Genomic DNA, 16,253 nt, shown 5'->3' on the forward strand with positions numbered 1-16,253 from the left:
TGCTAGCTAAAAAATTTAAATACAAAATGGCACGGTGAATTACAAAGTCATTACAAAAAAACACACAACTTTAAATAATGGTTTTGAAATAACAAAAAAGTGAATACAAAAAAATGGGGAGGCCTGGGTTTACTTTTTACCTAAACGATAGGCATCAACCATACTCAGCACCCAAATAATTATCATAAGTGGTAAGTATTTGTATTCTGCAAGTTTTGCACATGCCAGTGACGGCTCTTTTGCAGCACCTAATATAGAGGTGATGGTCATCGGTATTTTTCCTGCCACAATTTCATTGGCTGTACATTGTGCAACGGCAAATATATCTTTCATCGTTAAAATTAATAATACCGAAAACACACCAGCAAATATTGCACCTATTAAATGTTTTTTTAACGAAAAGTGCCCTGCCCCTGGGTAAATAATGGCTGTTAGTAATGCGGCTTTTAAATTTGCTTTCATGGTTATTAACTTGAGTTTTGTTGTAAATAGGCCAACCCATAGTGAATTATTTTTGTTTAAAATCAAGAAAAAGCTTTAACTTATACAGTGATTGAAAGTTTCAGCGTACACTTGTACACTAAACGCAAATTAAATAGTGGTAGGAGCAGTAATGTCACTCGACGCACCTTATTCTCGTAAAGAAGAACAGCTCAATGTTATAAGCCACGCACTCGGTATTTTTTTTGCTGTTTTTGTTATGTGGGATTTATTTAACCAAGCAACCAGCACTAAAGCCAATATAAGTACCGCAATATACGGTAGTAGCTTATTTATACTATTTTTATCTTCAACACTATACCACGCGAGCGTGCAACCTAAGTTGCGTGCCTTGTATAAAAAGTGTGACCACTGCGCTATTTATTTACTTATTGCAGGCACATACACTCCTTTTTTATTACTCTCACTATCGGGGGCCTGGTCATGGGGTACACTCACCTTTATATGGACCGTTGCGATTGCAGGTGTTGCATACAAAATACTTGTTAAAAATGGTAACAAAAAAATATCCCTAGCCACCTACCTACTCATGGGGTGGTTTGCATTAGCAATTATCTATCCGTTGTATTCAAGCATTGATGTAAAGGCTTTGTATTGGCTACTCGCTGGCGGAATTTTTTATAGCGCAGGCACATTATTTTACAGCGCTAAAACAACTCAATTCAGTCACGCAATTTGGCACTTATTCGTAATAGCTGGTTGTATTTGTCATTATATTTCGATCAGCACCTATGTTTATTGATGGCAGCTTAGAGCTTTAGTTAACAGTTACTTTTTAATTTCGTAAAAGTATAGTGCTTGCATAGTCAGTAAAACGACCCAATCGCTCGTTTTTGTCTTGAATTAAAAACCAGAACGACTGTATTTTGTTAGTACTAGCAAATGCTTAAGAAGTTTGTTACAAATGAGTAATTAAGACAAACAAGCGATGCTATGGTAGAAATACGCGCGATTAGCTCGCTATAAGCATGTTAGCCACTCAAGGAGGTATTGGTGCGATTTTCAGAAAGGTTTGGTTATAAACAAGCTAGGGATAGTATTCAATTAGAGTCTGTCGATGAAGCCCTATTAAATTCTCTATGGAGTTTGTTGAAAGTATCTATTTGGGATGACGTATCTTATTCGTATGGTGGATACAGCATTAGTAGAGATAGCAACCCTCAGATCTACAGTCTCTGTGAAAAACTCTGGCTTGATTATTTCAAATACCCATTAGATACTTTAAGTTATAACTGGAGCGATGTTCAGCGCCAGCTGAGAGATTACTTCTTCGGTTGTAGTTGGTTTGAAGTATATGACTTCATTGAGTTTTGCTCACAAAATTATGGGAAATATCAGTTTAGTGACCGCTTTCCAGAAATCTGCAATAAGATTTTAGAACGAGAAATGTCGGCATATCGCTTTGTTGGTGGTCAGATTGCTCAAATAACGGAGAAAGAGCAATTAGAGGAAATAGATCAAGCTATATCAAATAACCAAGAAGCAGTAAAATTACATTTAAAAAGGTCGCTACAACTCTTATCAGATAGAAACAACCCTGATTATCGCAATTCTATTAAAGAATCGATTAGTGCCATAGAGAGCTTGGTGTCTATTATCACAGGGAAAAAGGGTACCCTTGGTCAATTAATAAAAATACTCGACAAGCAGATAGATCTGCATCCCGCTTTAAAAACTGCCTTTTCAAGCTTGTATGGGTTTACATCAGATGAAAATGGAATTCGCCATGCGCTTCTAGAACAAAGCAAAATTACATTCAACGATGCAAAATTTTTCTTAGTTGTGTGTTCAGCTTTTTCAAATTATGTTATCAGCAAAGTTGAAGTGAGTGGCTAACAAGACGCTCACGAGGGAAAATTTACAGTTGGCTGTTTTCACTCCGTTCAACATTTTAGCCAACAATATTTTTCCGCTTAAGTGGGTGTTATATCGCTGTAAACATCGCCTGTCGCCTCACTGTCGTGTGAATTTCGTAACCGACAATCGATTAAAACATGGATAGTTTCCTCTCACATTGGTAAGGAGCCCAAATGATAGTCAAACGTCTTAGAGAAAAACGAAACTGGTCACAAGAACAGCTTGCCACGTTAAGCGGCTTGAGTACTAGAACTATTCAACGAATAGAAAGTGGAAACAACGCCAGCATAGAATCTCTTAAAGCCCTTGCCTCTGTGTTTGAAATTGACATTTCTAAACTTCAAGAGGAAATTATCGTGATAGACAAAACATCTAAAGAATGGAACAAAGAGCCGTTATGGGTCAGGTTTTCGTTTTGGGGAGTAAAAGCAAGAAAGCAAATTATTATGTTAGAAATGATGACGGTGCTCTTGGGCCTATTAACTTGGTTCATAAAACCCGACGTTATTGCGACGCCGGCATTTTTTCTTTTAGCTTACATCTTTTCCAACATGAAGCATTATATTGATACGAAGAAATATTGGTGAGTAGCGATATAACAACTCAATAAACTCACTCACTTCATTCGCTGGGACGCATACACGCGGGGCGGCTTCGCCATTATGCCTCACATTTATGCGCCCTTTATTGGAAAGTTAGCTGTATAAATATAGGTTCGTGTAAATGGAAATTTTAGAAGCAAATATTGAAGATGCACCTATTATTCTTCAGATTCAAAAGGAAGCGTACATTTCAGAAGCTAAACTACATAATGATTTTAATATACCTCCGTTAACTCAGAGCTTAGCTGAACTTGAGTCTGAATTTAATGATAAGTGTGTTCTAAAGGTTATTTTGAACGAACAAGTTATTGGAAGTGGGCAAGTAAAATTAAATGGTACAACTTCTCATATAGGTCGTATGGCTGTGAAAACTAATTTTAAAGGTATGGGGATTGGCTCAAAGCTACTTAGTGCATTAGAGCAATTTTATCCTGAAGCTCATAAAGTTGAATTGTTTACTGGTATAAATAGTAAAGCCAATTTAAGCATGTATGAGCGCCGTGGATACAGGCGTATTAAAGAAGAGAGTTTGGGCAAAACAACAGTTGTATTCTTAGGTAAGTCGTTAAATGCAGCTAACAAGCAAATTAATCAAGACAAATAACAATTGGGTTTACTCCTGCTTCGCTTATTTTAATCAATTGTTATTTGCCTATTATTTGGCATTAGCTATGCAAGGAAAGTTTAGTGTTTGATCGGATAAAAAACAATGTCTAAAGGCATTTGGTACTCATTAGCAGTAACAATAGTAATGCTCATTGCTGGACCAGAAATTATAGTGAGCATGGAACTCATGGCAATGGTAGAGCTGCTTGGAGCTTCAACATTCGTTTTAATGTACGTTTCAGGCTTAAAATTGTTTTTTACAAAAGTTTTGCTTAAATATAAACATTTCGAGCGCCACTCATTTTTATTTATACCTTCGCTATCAAACCTAAAGCAAATGCCTTGTTTAGCTATACACGCAATACCAGAGAGAACATTTAGTATCTGCTTTGTCGGTTTCATGATTGTCTGCATGTTACACAATTACATACACATGCTTATCTGTGCACATTATAGCTAACACACTCTTTATAACGGAACTGCTCCTCACCCGTTTTAGTGGACACCTCATCATCACTTTGAGGAGGCTAACATGCCTAAATATACCTAATCTAGAAAGACATATTTTTACCCCGCTAATTTCAAAATCAAAGCAGTCAAACTTAGCTTATGAGACGATACCGCATCAAAGGACGTTGCCGAGGCGTTAGGTGTTCATCCGTTAATACTGAGTACTTAGCAAAAAAAATATCTAAAAGGTATTTTACTGTGTCGAATGGCATTAATTTATCGGACCTACACTGGCAATTAGCCTAAAGTGTTAACTTTACTGCCACCTACACTCACGCATATTTACTTTGTCGTTTTTAAAAAGTACACCTTCTGATAATAACTTTTGACGCTGTTCTTGGTACTTGTTACTGCCTACAGGGAACGATATTTTACCTTGGCTGTTTACAACACGATGCCATGGAATAACCGAATCACTTGGCATTATTTTTAATAAACGCCCAACTAAACGTGAGTTTTGCGGAAATCCAGCCAACGCAGCGACTTGACCATAGCTTGCTACTTTTCCTGCTGGGATTGCGGCTATTACGGTATAAATAAGGGTTTCTTTTTCAATATCCATTTTTATCAGCGTAGGCCTTACTTAGTTGTTTAAATTGCTCCCATACAGTGCGTGCCACAGGGCCATGATGAATAGCATGCTGCCTAAACGCTCTTATTTGTGCGCTAAATTTATGTTCGCGGTCTGTAATATGGATTTCTTGTAGTAAGCCTGCTTTTATTTCAGGTTTGCAATGCTCTAGGCTCATCATTGCCCATCCGGCCCCTGAAAGTAAAAACGACTTTAAAGTTGCTACGTCGTCTATTTTCATCATTGCAGAACCTTTAGAGTAAGATAGCCTATCGCTGTCTATGCTTAAATCGCTTTCAAACATAGCTAAACACGGATAGGCTTGTAATTGTGTGTATGTTAACTGTTGGGGTAATAACCCTTTAGCACTTACTATACCAATGTCGAGCTTACCTATGGGCACGCTTTCTAAGTCACCTGTAGCGTGAAATAAATCAAACCAGGGGCCAATACCTAGCTCTGCTTGCCCACTATTAACTTGTTCTAACGATACAAACCGTTTGCCACTGGTAATACAAAACTCTGTACTCGTAAACTGCCTAAAAGTATTACTTATGATCTTGTTATAACTTTGTTTATGGCAGAGCTGTTCGTAACAAATCCGATATTGGGGTTCATTTCCTAACGAAAGCTCTTCTGCGAGTTTGGCAAGCTCGTCATTTGCATGCAGTAACTGTTGTGCTTCACGATGAAAAATACGCCCTTTTTCAGTAAGCTGTAATCGGTACTTTGTTCTATCTAGCAGCTCAAAGCCTATTTGCGCTTCTAAGTTTTTTATAGCCAACGTTAGCGCAGGCTGTGTTTTATGAAGCTTTTGTGCAGCGCCGCTCAAACTTGCGCTTTGCACTATGGCATCTAATATTACTAATTGATTCAGCTTCATATACCGCCTCAAAATATTATAAGTAAAACTTATTGAGTCTCTAAAATTTAATGAATTTTATTTTATATGTTTGCAGCGTATCCTGCACTTACTTATTTTGCCAATATTGCAACGGAGAAGACATGAAACTCTTTCGTCTATGTTTACTAACAACGACCCTACTTAGCTTAATTGCCTGTTCTGAGCCAGAACAACAAGTTAGAGAAGAGCCCATTCGCCCTGTAAAGCTGTTCAATATTGGTCATGACTCTCAAATTAATATTCGTAGTTTCCCTGCTGAGGTGGTTGCCAACCAAGGATCTTACCTTGCATTTAGGGTAAACGGAGAACTTATAGAGTTTCCGGTTCTTGCTGGTGAACACGTTGAAAAAGGCGATTTACTAGCCAAATTAGACCCTGAAGATTTTCAGCTCCAGTTTGACGAACGTAAAGCACGTTACGAACTGGCAAAATCGCAACTGAGCCGAATTGAACAATTATTCGAGAAAAAAATTACCAGCCAATCTGAACTCGACCAAGCAACCGCCAATATGCAAATTGCTGAGTCGGCATTTAAAATTGCTGAAACCAACCTAGAGTACAGTGAATTGCGAGCCCCTTTTGCGGGCACTGTTGCCAAAGTGTTTGTAAAGAATTTTGAAAATATTCAAGCTAAACAAAATATTTTGCGCCTAGAAACGCGTGATTTAATGGACGTAGAAATTCAGGTTCCTGAAAAAATAGTGGCACGATTCAAAAAAGGCACTGATTACCACCCTACTGTTAAATTTGATGGCTTTGAAGATAAAGAATACACGCTCGATATTAAAGAATGGGACACCCAAGCCGACCCAGCAACACTCACTTATAAAGTGGTGTTTTCGTTACCCGTGCCTGATGACTTTAACTTACTAGCAGGTATGACTGGCCGCGTTTTAATTGATTTAAGTAAAGTAACACGTTCGCAGGTTGCTTACACAATACTCCCTATTGAATCGGTTTTTTCTGATCCTCAAGAAGCAATTAAAAATAATGCCTATGTTTGGCTTTATGATGAAAATACCGGCCAAGTCCATAAGCAAGCTGTTGAAGTTGGCCAATTACACCATGATGGCATAGAGGTACTTAGCGGTATTAAAGAGGGCCAAATTGTGGTGTCTGCGGGTGTTCATTCGATTGAAGAAGGCATGAAAGTTCGTCCATGGAATAAAGAGCGAGGCTTATAATTATGAGCTTTGCACAATTTTCTATAAAGAAAAAAGTAATTAGTTGGATGTTTGCCCTGCTGCTTTTAATTGGTGGTAGCGTATCGTATTTTGATTTAGGTCAGTTAGAAGACCCTGAATTTACACTTAAACAGGCCATGGTTATTACCATGTACCCTGGCGCATCACCGCAGCAAGTCGAGGAAGAAGTTACTTTTCCACTCGAAAATGCAATTCAACAGTTACCCTATGTTGACCACGTAACTTCTATTTCATCCAACGGGAAGTCGCAAATAGCCGTGGAAATGAAGAGCACTTATCGAAAAGAGCAACTTCGCCAAATTTGGGATGAAATGCGTCGTAAAATAAACGATCTTTCTCCGTCTTTACCCAGTGGTGTTTACCCAAGCACAATTTTAGATGACTTTGGCGATGTATATGGTGTTTTGTATTCTGTTGTAGGTGACGGCTATTCTTACGATGAACTAAAAGACTACACCGACTATTTAAAGCGTGAACTGGTATTAGTTAAAGGGGTAAGCAAGGTAACGATTGCAGGTGAGCAACAGCCGCAAGTAATGGTAGAAATATCTACCCGTAAATTAGCCCAACTTGGTATTGCACCTAGCCATATATTTGCTTTGTTACAATCTCAAAACACGGTGTCTAACGCGGGTAAAATTAGAGTGGGCGATGAGTCGATTCGTTTTCATCCTACCGGCGAATTTAAAGATGTTAAAGAACTTGAAACTCTGCTGATTTCTAAACCTGGTGCGAGCGAGCTTATTTATTTAGGTGATGTTGCCGAAGTATTTAGAGAGTACGCTGAAGTACCCACTAATGTAATTAGATATAACTCTGAGCAAGCGCTATTAATTGGCGTATCGTTTATGAATGGCGTTAATGTGGTTGATGTAGGTAAACGTATTGATGCTCACTTAGCAGAACTTGAGTACCAGCGCCCGCATGGTATTGACGTGAATGCTGTATACAACCAACCAAAAGAAGTAGAAACCTCGGTAGACGGTTTTATTGTTAGCCTGCTAGAAGCCATTGCGATAGTAATTGTGGTACTCCTTATTTTTATGGGCCTTAAAAGCGGAATTTTAATTGGTGGTATTTTATTACTAACTGTTTTGGGCACGTTTATTTTTATGAAGCTGTTTGCCATAGATTTGCAACGTATATCATTAGGTGCACTGATCATTGCGCTTGGTATGTTAGTTGATAATGCTATTGTGGTGACCGAAGGCATTTTAATTAACTTAAAACGGGGTCAAACCAAACTTAAAGCTGCAATTAACATTGTGGAGCAAACTAAGTGGCCATTATTAGGTGCAACTATTATTGGTATTACTGCGTTTGCACCTATTGGTTTAAGTTCTGACGCAACCGGTGAGTTTGCGGGAAGCTTATTTTGGGTGTTATTTATATCGTTGTTACTTAGCTGGATAACCGCCATTACTTTAACTCCATTTTTTGCAAACCTTATGTTTTCAGAAAATGAATTTAAAAAAGATAAAAACACCGAAGACGATTCAGATAACGACCCATACCAAGGTTTTATTTTTACAGGCTATAAAGCGCTATTAGATTTAGCAATGCACTATCGTAAGTCAACAATGATCCTTATGGTTGTATTACTGTGCAGTGCGGTAGTGGGTTTTGGTTCGGTTAAGCAGTCATTTTTCCCTGCCTCAAACACACCTATGTTTTACGTAGATTACTGGCAACAACAAGGTTCGGATATTCGTGCCACACTAGATGGCATAAAGAAGCTTGAACACTATTTGCAAAAAGAAGAACTTGTAGAAGAAGTAACAAGTACAACCGGGCAAGGTGCGCCGCGCTTTATGCTTACTTATGCGCCTCAAAAGTCTTACTCGTCGTATGGACAACTTATTATAAGAGTAAAAGATCGCGAAGCAGTTGCGGTTGTTATGCAAAAAGTCCGTGATTATTCTCAAAATACACCGTTATCAGCTCAACTAAAAATAAAGCCTATGGAAATTGGGCCTTCTACTGATGCAAAAATAGAAGCCCGTTTTACAGGCCCTGACCCTGTCATTCTTAGAAAACTCGCAGCTGAAGCTGAAAAGCTTATGGCTCAAGATGATGGCGCATTTAATATTCGTAATGATTGGCGTGCGCGAACCAAAATGATTCGTCCACAGTTTAACGAACAAAAAGCTCGACGCTTAGGCATAAGTAAATCAGATTTGGATGATGTGCTGCTTACAAGCCTGTCGGGTAAACAGGTGGGTGTATACCGTGATGGTACTCAATTACTGCCAATTATTGCGCGCTCCCCTGCTAATGAGCGCCTTAATGTAGATAGCGTTCATGATTTACAAATATACAGCCCTGTTTTGGGTGTATTTGTACCAGTAACTCAAGTAGTAGATGAGTTTATAGTTGAATGGGAAGATAGCCTAATAATGCGTCGCGATAGAAAGCGAACAATAACGGTAATGGCCGACCAAAATGTGCTAGGAGATGAAACAGCCGCTAAATTGTTTGCCCGAGTACGAGGCCCTGTTGAATCAATAGAGCTACCTCATGGGTACTCATTAGAATGGGGCGGCGAATATGAATCTTCAAGCAAAGCTCAAAAGGCTATATTTGGGTCTTTGCCGCTTGGCTACTTAGCTATGTTTGCTATTACGGTTTTACTGTTTAACTCATTAAAGCAGCCTCTTGTAATCTGGGCCACAGTTCCACTGGCAATTATTGGTGTAAGTGCCGGTTTGTTAGCAATGAACGCGCCGTTTAGTTTTATGGGCCTACTTGGGTTATTAAGCTTAAGTGGTATGCTCATTAAAAATGGCATTGTATTAGTCGACCAAATAAACCTTGAGCTAAAAGCGGGCAGCTCACCTTACCAAGCGGTTTTTGATTCTGGGGTGAGCCGTGTGCGGCCTGTAGCAATGGCTGCAATCACTACAATACTCGGTATGATCCCTTTGCTGTTTGATGTGTTCTTTCAATCTATGGCAGTCACAATTATGTTTGGTTTGGGCTTTGCTACCATACTTACATTAATAGTAGTGCCTGTTTTATATACTATGATTTTTAGAATTGAATACCAACCACATAAGTAACGACATATTAAGTGCTTAACTAAATAAAAATGCCACAGCGTAAACTGTGGCATTTTTTATAACTTAAATAAATACAGTGGTAATTGCTTAGCTTATTTTTTTAAACTTAGCTTAGTGCGTGCGCCTGCTTTATTGCTAGATGCACTATTTGCTTTTACCGTTTTTGGTTTACCAACATAGGTTGTAGAGCGCTTTTGATAAGGTGCATTAGTGCGATTATTTTTTTGCTCATCGCCTCGCTCTTTTTGCTTATTACGACGCGGGTTTTCACCCTGAAAGTCGCGCTTAGGTGATATAGCAGCATTTTTATCAACTTGCTTGTTAGTATCTAACGAGTGCTCTTGGGTTTTGCCTGAGTCAGCAATTGAGTCGTTTATTTGCGCCATTTCAACATCGGATAAATGACGCCATTGACCCACTTTTAACCCTTTTAATGTTACATTCATAATACGAGTACGCTTTAAAGTCACCACCTCGTAACCTAAATACTCACACATTCTACGAATTTGGCGATTTAACCCCTGAGTTAAAATGATCTTAAATTCTTTAGGGGCTGTTTGTGTAACCTTACACTTTTTGGTAACAGTATCTAAAATTGGAATGCCGTTGGCCATTTTAGATACAAATTGGCGATTAAGGGGCTTGTCTACGGTGACGACGTATTCTTTTTCGTGGTTATTACCCGCACGCAAAATTTTATTAACAATGTCGCCCTCGTTAGTTAAAAATATTAACCCTTCAGAAGGTCTATCTAAGCGCCCAATTGGAAATATACGATCGGGGTAATTAACCGCCTTAACAATATTGCTTTGGATTTTACGTTCTGTTGTACACGTTATACCCACCGGTTTATTGTAAGCAATATAAACGCGTTTAGGTGGCGTTTTTAATGGTTTACCATCGACCAATACTACATCGGTTGCTGCAACCTTCACGCCCATTTCTGGCGCATTACCATTAACTGACACACGACCTTGCTCAATATATTTATCGGCTTCACGGCGTGAACAAAAACCTGTTTCACTAATAAATTTATTTAAACGTTTTAATTCGGTCATATCACTTAATGGTATTAATTTTTTAGGGTCGCTAGTGTATACCCAAACCACCTAAAAATGCGAGTTAAGCCACCGATTTAATGTCGGTTAATTTGCGCCACAGCACTTCAAGCGGGCCTTGTTTAAAATAACGACTATAAAATAACGTAAATAATAACTGCACAGCAACTAAGCTGCCAGCAACTAACCAGTAATCTATTCTATTAAAGCTAAGTATCCACTCTGGAAATAACACTCTATAAATAAGCAATTGCATAACTGTTTGGCTTATATACAGTGTGAATGCCATGCGACCCGCCTGCTGTATTAGTTTGCCAAACTGTGGGCTATTATTACAAAACTTAACAATTACATGAATATAAAGCCCAGCCATACACAGAGCAGCGAACATGTTAGAAATTTCTTGTAAACTCATACCCAAACCACCAGTAAGCGTTGATGTGCTTAGTCGTATACTACAAAATATAAGTACACCTAAGGCACACACCCACAACTGCTGATTTGATAGACCTTTGTTAAATATTCCCTCTTTAAACGCGTAAATGCCAATTAGCATGATTCCAACGCACATCCACATCGTCATTAACGGCACTGTTATTAGCATAAGAATATTTATATAAAGATTTTCACTAAAATAGTCACTGTAATGGGGGCTAAATAACTCGATAAACTCGGCAGAATCACGAAAGCTCTGATCGTCAGGAATAGTGAACAACACTAAAAACGTAACCACCGCCGAGAGCCCAGTAAACTCGAGCCCTCTTTGCAATAGCTTTGGGTTGTCGGTGTCTAGATATTTAATAATAAACCAGCCAGACACTCCATAAACAAATAAAATATCACCAGCCCAAAGTAAAAAGCCATGTATTAGACCAAAAATTATGAGCCAATATAATCTACTTTTTATTTGCACAGATGATTTAAAACGCTGCCATTGAATATACAAACCTGCGCCAAAAAGTAAGCTAAACAGCGTTCTAAATCGGCCTTCTATAAACAGTATATTCAAGTATTCAATGAGGGTGTCGCTTACAGGGGGGATAGTTAAAGGCACATAACCAAATTCCATAAAACCAAAGGCATAGCCATTCATAAACACTAAACCAAGCACGGCAATGCCGCGAATAAAGTCCATATTATAATTACGCATTAAAGCTATTTTCCGTTAAATATTATTTTTATAGCTGTCGGCCCAGTCAACCGACTTCTGGTAAAGCTCTGGTAGTATATCACTTTGTATATTTAAAAATATAACAGCTTGTTCGAGTGCCCACCAGCTGCCGGTTTCGTATGCTTTAACAACTTTTAAAATGTAATACAGTGTGTTTTTTTCTTCGAGCAAAGCTGCTTTTATATCATCCTGAAAAGGTAATTTTTCAACAAGCAAGCTCATTGGCTGATCTAAAACAGCATCAAGGAGCGAAAATAAGCCGGTTAAAAACGCCTCTCCTGACTGATGCTTGGCCACTTTTTTAGCAATCAATTCACAAAAGCGCGCACGTACGACGCACACTTGCATTAGCTCTGCAGGCTTTTTACCAGCGGTGTGAGCAGTAACAATTAAACTAACAAACTTTTTTAACCGCTCCTGGCCCAAATAAACCAGCGCTTGCTTTAAGGAGGCTATTTTACTTTGTATGGGAAATACGCCGCTGTTAATTAAACGTAGTAATTTATAAGCCAATGCGGCATCCAATTCAAACAACGCTGCTATTTTGGTTAAATCTGGATTCGGGCCCATTATTTCAGCATATATTGCAACGACTAACCCGTAGTTATAATCAATGTCGTTGTGCTTCATCATGGTGGGTTTTGCAAAAAAGTAACCTTGAAAGTAATCAAAGCCCATGCCAGCGGCAACTTCGTATTCTTCCTGAGTTTCTATTTTTTCGGCCAACAACTTAATTTGTTTGTGATCTTTGAGCTTTTTTATAATAGGGTGAATATCGTTTAATGGGGTTATGGTTATATCAAATTTTATGAGTTTAACCAGCTTTAAAAAGCGATCCCATTGCGGTTTGTAAACAAAGTCATCAAGGGCTAAATTAAAATTACTATGAAAGAGATCTCGGCATAACTCGTAATTTGTATCAGTGGGCTCTATGCTTTCAAGAAGCTCTATTACAACGTCTTGGCACGGTAAAAAGGCACATAGGTCAAGCTCTAAAGATTCAGGCCCAATGTTGATGAGTGCTTTTTTACCAGAGGTGATATGGCGTGTGCCCAAGTTAAGTTGATTTTCCATAATAAGCCGCGCAGTTGCCTGCCCTTCGGCTATATCAGGAAAAAAGTTTTTAGGACTGTCCCTAAAAAGTAGCTCGTAAGCAACTACTTTTTGACGCCGATTGAAAATTGCTTGCCTTGCAACAAATACAGACACTTCACCTACTTTATTTCATTCCATTAATACCAAGTTATTAATAGCGTAAATAATCTAAAATGTCACTGCGCTTAAGTTAAATTAAACAAACTTTATCGGTACAGAGTTGAAATGTAATCACTTGCAACCTGAGACCACGAAAAGCGTACTGCTTTAGCATTAGATTTTATTTGCTGCCATTTTTTGGGATGTTGTTTATAAAATGCTAGCGTTTCGGTTAAACATGAAAGCAAAGTATGTGTTTGCTCACGTAATGTTGCACCATTAAAACTGAACCCATTTTTATTGTGTTTTACCGTATCTTTTAATCCGCCAACACTATGTACCAAACAAGGTTGGCCTGCGCGCATAGCCAGCATTTGGCTTATTCCGCAAGGCTCAAACGAACTAGGCATTAAAAATAAATCACCTAATTGATACATTAAATCACCTACTCTTTGCGCATAACCTTTTAAAAAAAGTAAATTTTCGTTACGTGCCATGGCTTTTGTAAACAATGCTTCTAGCGCTTTATCGCCAGAGCCTAATATGATTAAACGCCCCCCCTGTTTATTAATACTATTACATACTGCGTCTATCGCAAGTTCACCATTTAGTGGCTGACATAATAACAATACTTTTTGTTCTGTGAGTCTACCTACGCTTGTAACAATTGGCCCATTATTTGGTGTCGCTTTAAATTGCTTTAATCGTTGGTGCGCAATGTAGTGAACGCTTTCAAGTTGTTCGCTGTTGCTCATCCAAGCAAATAAGCTTTTTTCTGCCTCGTTGTACAAGTCGTCCATAACTGCATTTGCAACTTCCAATGCAGGGTATTCACAGCCATTCAAAATGCCGACCACTTTACCTTGATCGGCTGCATTTTGTAGGTCTTGTTCAAGCCCCTCACCACCAAAAAAGCCATCATTGTAATTACTGGGTTTAAGCACTTCTTGGCTGTAGGTAGGTGACACTAAATGAATTTTGTCTGCTAAATTAATGGCGCTACGCATTGGGTTAAAACAATTTGCATACCTTGGGTCGCACAATTGTTGCCCGTTGTAACTTAATGATGGAAACCAAGCTTCTAAGCTCGATTCATCGTGCTTAAAAGGCCTTATTCCTTGTAGTGCTAAATTGTGCACTGTGTACGCTAAATGTATATCGTGTAAAGCACTGTAACGCGGCTCAAACTTAAGTAAAACAGAAACGCATGCGCTATGCCAGTCATGTAAATGCAGTGTACTAGGGCGTTTAAGTAGTCCTTGCAGTAATGCTTCGCAAACAGCCGCATTAAAAAGCGCAAACTTTGTTGCATCGGTTGCAAATGGCCTACCCGGTGCATCATTACAATAAACGCTACCCGATTCACTAAACATTGGATGGCTTATTACAAATTGAGTTATGTTATTTTTTGTTTGATCCACTTTAAACAAGGTCATTACATGAGATTGAGCATTAAACGCAACGGTTACTTCACCTATGTAATGCCTATTTAATGGCTCAAATCCATAGTCTGGGATCACCACATCAACCGATACGCTATGCTTTGCAAGAGCCTTCGGGGCATCACGGACTACATCTGCTACACCGCCTACTTTAGCGCCAGGTAACGCATCGTTCTCTGCTGCAACCATTAATACATGCATTAATTTACTACTTCCTTTGTTTTAATAAGCTCACCCGCTTTAGGGCAAGCTTGTTTTGCCTAACTCTGTATTAAGCTAGTTTCTTATTTTCTTGTGTTTGACGCTCTAACTTTTTAGCAAGTTCACTAAGCATGTCGCGGGTAACAAGTACAATGCCTTTTTTTGATACCCTAAAACCATTTTCTTCATCTGCTTTACGGTCAAACCCTATTTCAAGCCCTGCAGGTATTTCACAACTTCTGTCTATTATTGCACGTTTAATTTTACATCCGCGGTTAATAATAGCACCTGGTAAAATAACCGATTGTTCAATTTCACAAAACGAGCGCACATGCACGTTAGAAAATAACAATGATTTTCTTACTGCCGACCCCGAAATAATACACCCTCCAGAAACTGTAGAATCAAGGGCCATTCCTCGCCTATCGTCATCATCAAATATAAATTTAGCTGGGGGTAATTGCTCTTGGTATGTCCAAATTGGCCACGCTGGATCGTACAGATCAAGTTGAGGCTCAGGCATAACAAGCTCCATGTTAGCCTCCCAAAATGAGTCGAGTGTTCCTACATCGCGCCAATATGGCTGACCTTCCTGTTGAGGGTCTCTAAATGGGAATGCAAAAACGTTATGCTCTTCAATAATAGCGGGGATTATGTCATGCCCAAAATCACGTCCTGAGCCTTCATTTTCAGCATCTTTCTTAAGTTGCTCAAATAAGAACTCAGTATTAAATATGTAGTTACCCATTGATGCTAAGCATGTACCCGGCTTGCCTGGCACTGAACTTGGCATAGCTGGCTTTTCATCGAAACGACAAACACGGCTTTCTTCATCTACTGTCATTACACCAAAGGTATCTGCAGCTTCTTCAACAGGTACTTCAATACAACACACGGTCATATCAGCCCCTTTTTGAACATGCTCAGCAAGCAATGCACCATAATCCATACGATAAACGTGGTCACCTGATAAAATCATTACATATTTAGGTAACTCATGACGAATAATATCCATATTTTGAAAAACAGCATCGGCGGTGCCGCAATACCATTCATCACCATGGCGTTGTGATGCAGGTAATATTTCAACCGATTCACCTAATTCCTTTTTAAAGTGCCCCCAAGCTCGATTTACGTGGCGAATAAGTGAGTGAGATTTATACTGTGTTGCTATACCCACACGCCTAACACCCGAGTTGATACAGTTAGACAAAGGAAAATCAATAATTCTGTGTTTACCACCAAAGTAAACGGCTGGTTTTGCACGCCAGTCGGTCAATTCGTGCAGGCGAGAACCACGACCACCAGCCAGTATTAACGCATACGTTTCTCTAGTTAGGCTACTTATGTAGCGATTTGCATAATTAGGCAT

The 16,253-nt window shown here is 38.9% G+C and carries 15 protein-coding genes and 1 pseudogene; 7 read left to right on the forward strand and 9 right to left on the reverse strand.

All coding sequences use genetic code 11. The annotated features are described in order from the left end of the window. Positions 1-129 precede the first annotated feature (129 nt). Positions 130-462: a hypothetical protein gene (locus tag ACFI34_RS08760; RefSeq protein WP_008129213.1), complete on the reverse strand. Its 333-nt coding sequence runs from the start codon at positions 460-462 to the stop codon at positions 130-132. Between the two features lie 151 nt (positions 463-613). Between ACFI34_RS08760 and trhA the strand changes: the two genes are divergently transcribed. From trhA to ACFI34_RS08780, 4 genes are all read left to right on the forward strand, one after another. Then, positions 614-1,243, forward strand: a complete 630-nt coding sequence (gene trhA, locus ACFI34_RS08765) for a PAQR family membrane homeostasis protein TrhA (protein WP_276755234.1) — start codon at positions 614-616, stop codon at positions 1,241-1,243. 251 nt (positions 1,244-1,494) lie between these two features. After that, a complete protein-coding gene (locus ACFI34_RS08770; protein ID WP_462673204.1) occupies positions 1,495-2,337 on the forward strand; it encodes an AbiJ-NTD4 domain-containing protein in 843 nt (280 codons plus the stop codon). A 194-nt stretch (positions 2,338-2,531) separates the two neighbouring features. Then, positions 2,532-2,945, forward strand: coding sequence for a helix-turn-helix domain-containing protein (locus ACFI34_RS08775; RefSeq protein WP_462673205.1), 414 nt, complete (start codon positions 2,532-2,534; stop codon positions 2,943-2,945). Positions 2,946-3,081: 136 nt separating this feature from the next. Then, entirely contained in the window at positions 3,082-3,564 is a 483-nt protein-coding gene (locus tag ACFI34_RS08780) for a GNAT family N-acetyltransferase (protein WP_462673206.1), read from the forward strand. Positions 3,565-3,644: 80 nt separating this feature from the next. On the opposite strand, the gene ACFI34_RS08785 is transcribed toward ACFI34_RS08780, so the two are convergent. Further along, positions 3,645-3,968, reverse strand: coding sequence for a hypothetical protein (locus tag ACFI34_RS08785; RefSeq protein ID WP_462673207.1), 324 nt, complete (start codon positions 3,966-3,968; stop codon positions 3,645-3,647). 130 nt (positions 3,969-4,098) lie between these two features. On the opposite strand from ACFI34_RS08785, the pseudogene ACFI34_RS08790 reads away from it, so the two are divergent. Further along, a pseudogene (locus ACFI34_RS08790) lies at positions 4,099-4,239 on the forward strand (transposase); the annotation flags it as partial. 93 nt (positions 4,240-4,332) lie between these two features. Here ACFI34_RS08790 and ACFI34_RS08795 read toward each other — a convergent pair. Both ACFI34_RS08795 and ACFI34_RS08800 read right to left on the reverse strand, forming a co-directional pair. After that, positions 4,333-4,638, reverse strand: coding sequence for an MGMT family protein (locus ACFI34_RS08795; RefSeq protein WP_462673208.1), 306 nt, complete (start codon positions 4,636-4,638; stop codon positions 4,333-4,335). Further along, positions 4,628-5,530 (reverse strand): LysR family transcriptional regulator, encoded by a 903-nt coding sequence (locus ACFI34_RS08800; RefSeq protein ID WP_462673209.1) that lies wholly within the window; start codon positions 5,528-5,530, stop codon positions 4,628-4,630. The genes ACFI34_RS08795 and ACFI34_RS08800 overlap by 11 nt, the downstream gene beginning before the upstream one ends. A gap of 122 nt (positions 5,531-5,652) precedes the next feature. On the opposite strand from ACFI34_RS08800, the gene ACFI34_RS08805 reads away from it, so the two are divergent. Next, entirely contained in the window at positions 5,653-6,735 is a 1,083-nt protein-coding gene (locus tag ACFI34_RS08805) for an efflux RND transporter periplasmic adaptor subunit (protein WP_462673210.1), read from the forward strand. A gap of 2 nt (positions 6,736-6,737) precedes the next feature. After that, on the forward strand, positions 6,738-9,815 hold the full coding sequence (locus tag ACFI34_RS08810) for an efflux RND transporter permease subunit (protein WP_462673211.1): 3,078 nt from the start codon (positions 6,738-6,740) through the stop codon (positions 9,813-9,815). A gap of 92 nt (positions 9,816-9,907) precedes the next feature. Here the strand turns inward: ACFI34_RS08810 and rluF are convergent, their stop codons facing one another. The 5 genes from rluF to glgC all read right to left on the reverse strand — a co-directional run bounded on the left by rluF (position 9,908) and on the right by glgC (position 16,253). Continuing rightward, complete coding sequence (gene rluF, locus ACFI34_RS08815; RefSeq protein ID WP_462673212.1) at positions 9,908-10,873, reverse strand: 23S rRNA pseudouridine(2604) synthase RluF; 966 nt, start codon at positions 10,871-10,873, stop codon at positions 9,908-9,910. A 64-nt stretch (positions 10,874-10,937) separates the two neighbouring features. Then, positions 10,938-12,023: a DUF418 domain-containing protein gene (locus ACFI34_RS08820; protein WP_462673213.1), complete on the reverse strand. Its 1,086-nt coding sequence runs from the start codon at positions 12,021-12,023 to the stop codon at positions 10,938-10,940. Between the two features lie 15 nt (positions 12,024-12,038). Beyond that, positions 12,039-13,253, reverse strand: coding sequence for an EAL and HDOD domain-containing protein (locus tag ACFI34_RS08825; RefSeq protein WP_410900287.1), 1,215 nt, complete (start codon positions 13,251-13,253; stop codon positions 12,039-12,041). Positions 13,254-13,345: 92 nt separating this feature from the next. After that, positions 13,346-14,881: a glycogen synthase gene (locus ACFI34_RS08830; protein WP_462673214.1), complete on the reverse strand. Its 1,536-nt coding sequence runs from the start codon at positions 14,879-14,881 to the stop codon at positions 13,346-13,348. Positions 14,882-14,951: 70 nt separating this feature from the next. Then, the gene (gene glgC, locus ACFI34_RS08835) at positions 14,952-16,253 is read right to left on the reverse strand and encodes a glucose-1-phosphate adenylyltransferase (RefSeq protein WP_410900285.1); all 1,302 of its coding nucleotides are present in this window, start codon (positions 16,251-16,253) and stop codon (positions 14,952-14,954) included.

This window comes from Pseudoalteromonas sp. PSi26 (assembly GCF_054960575.1).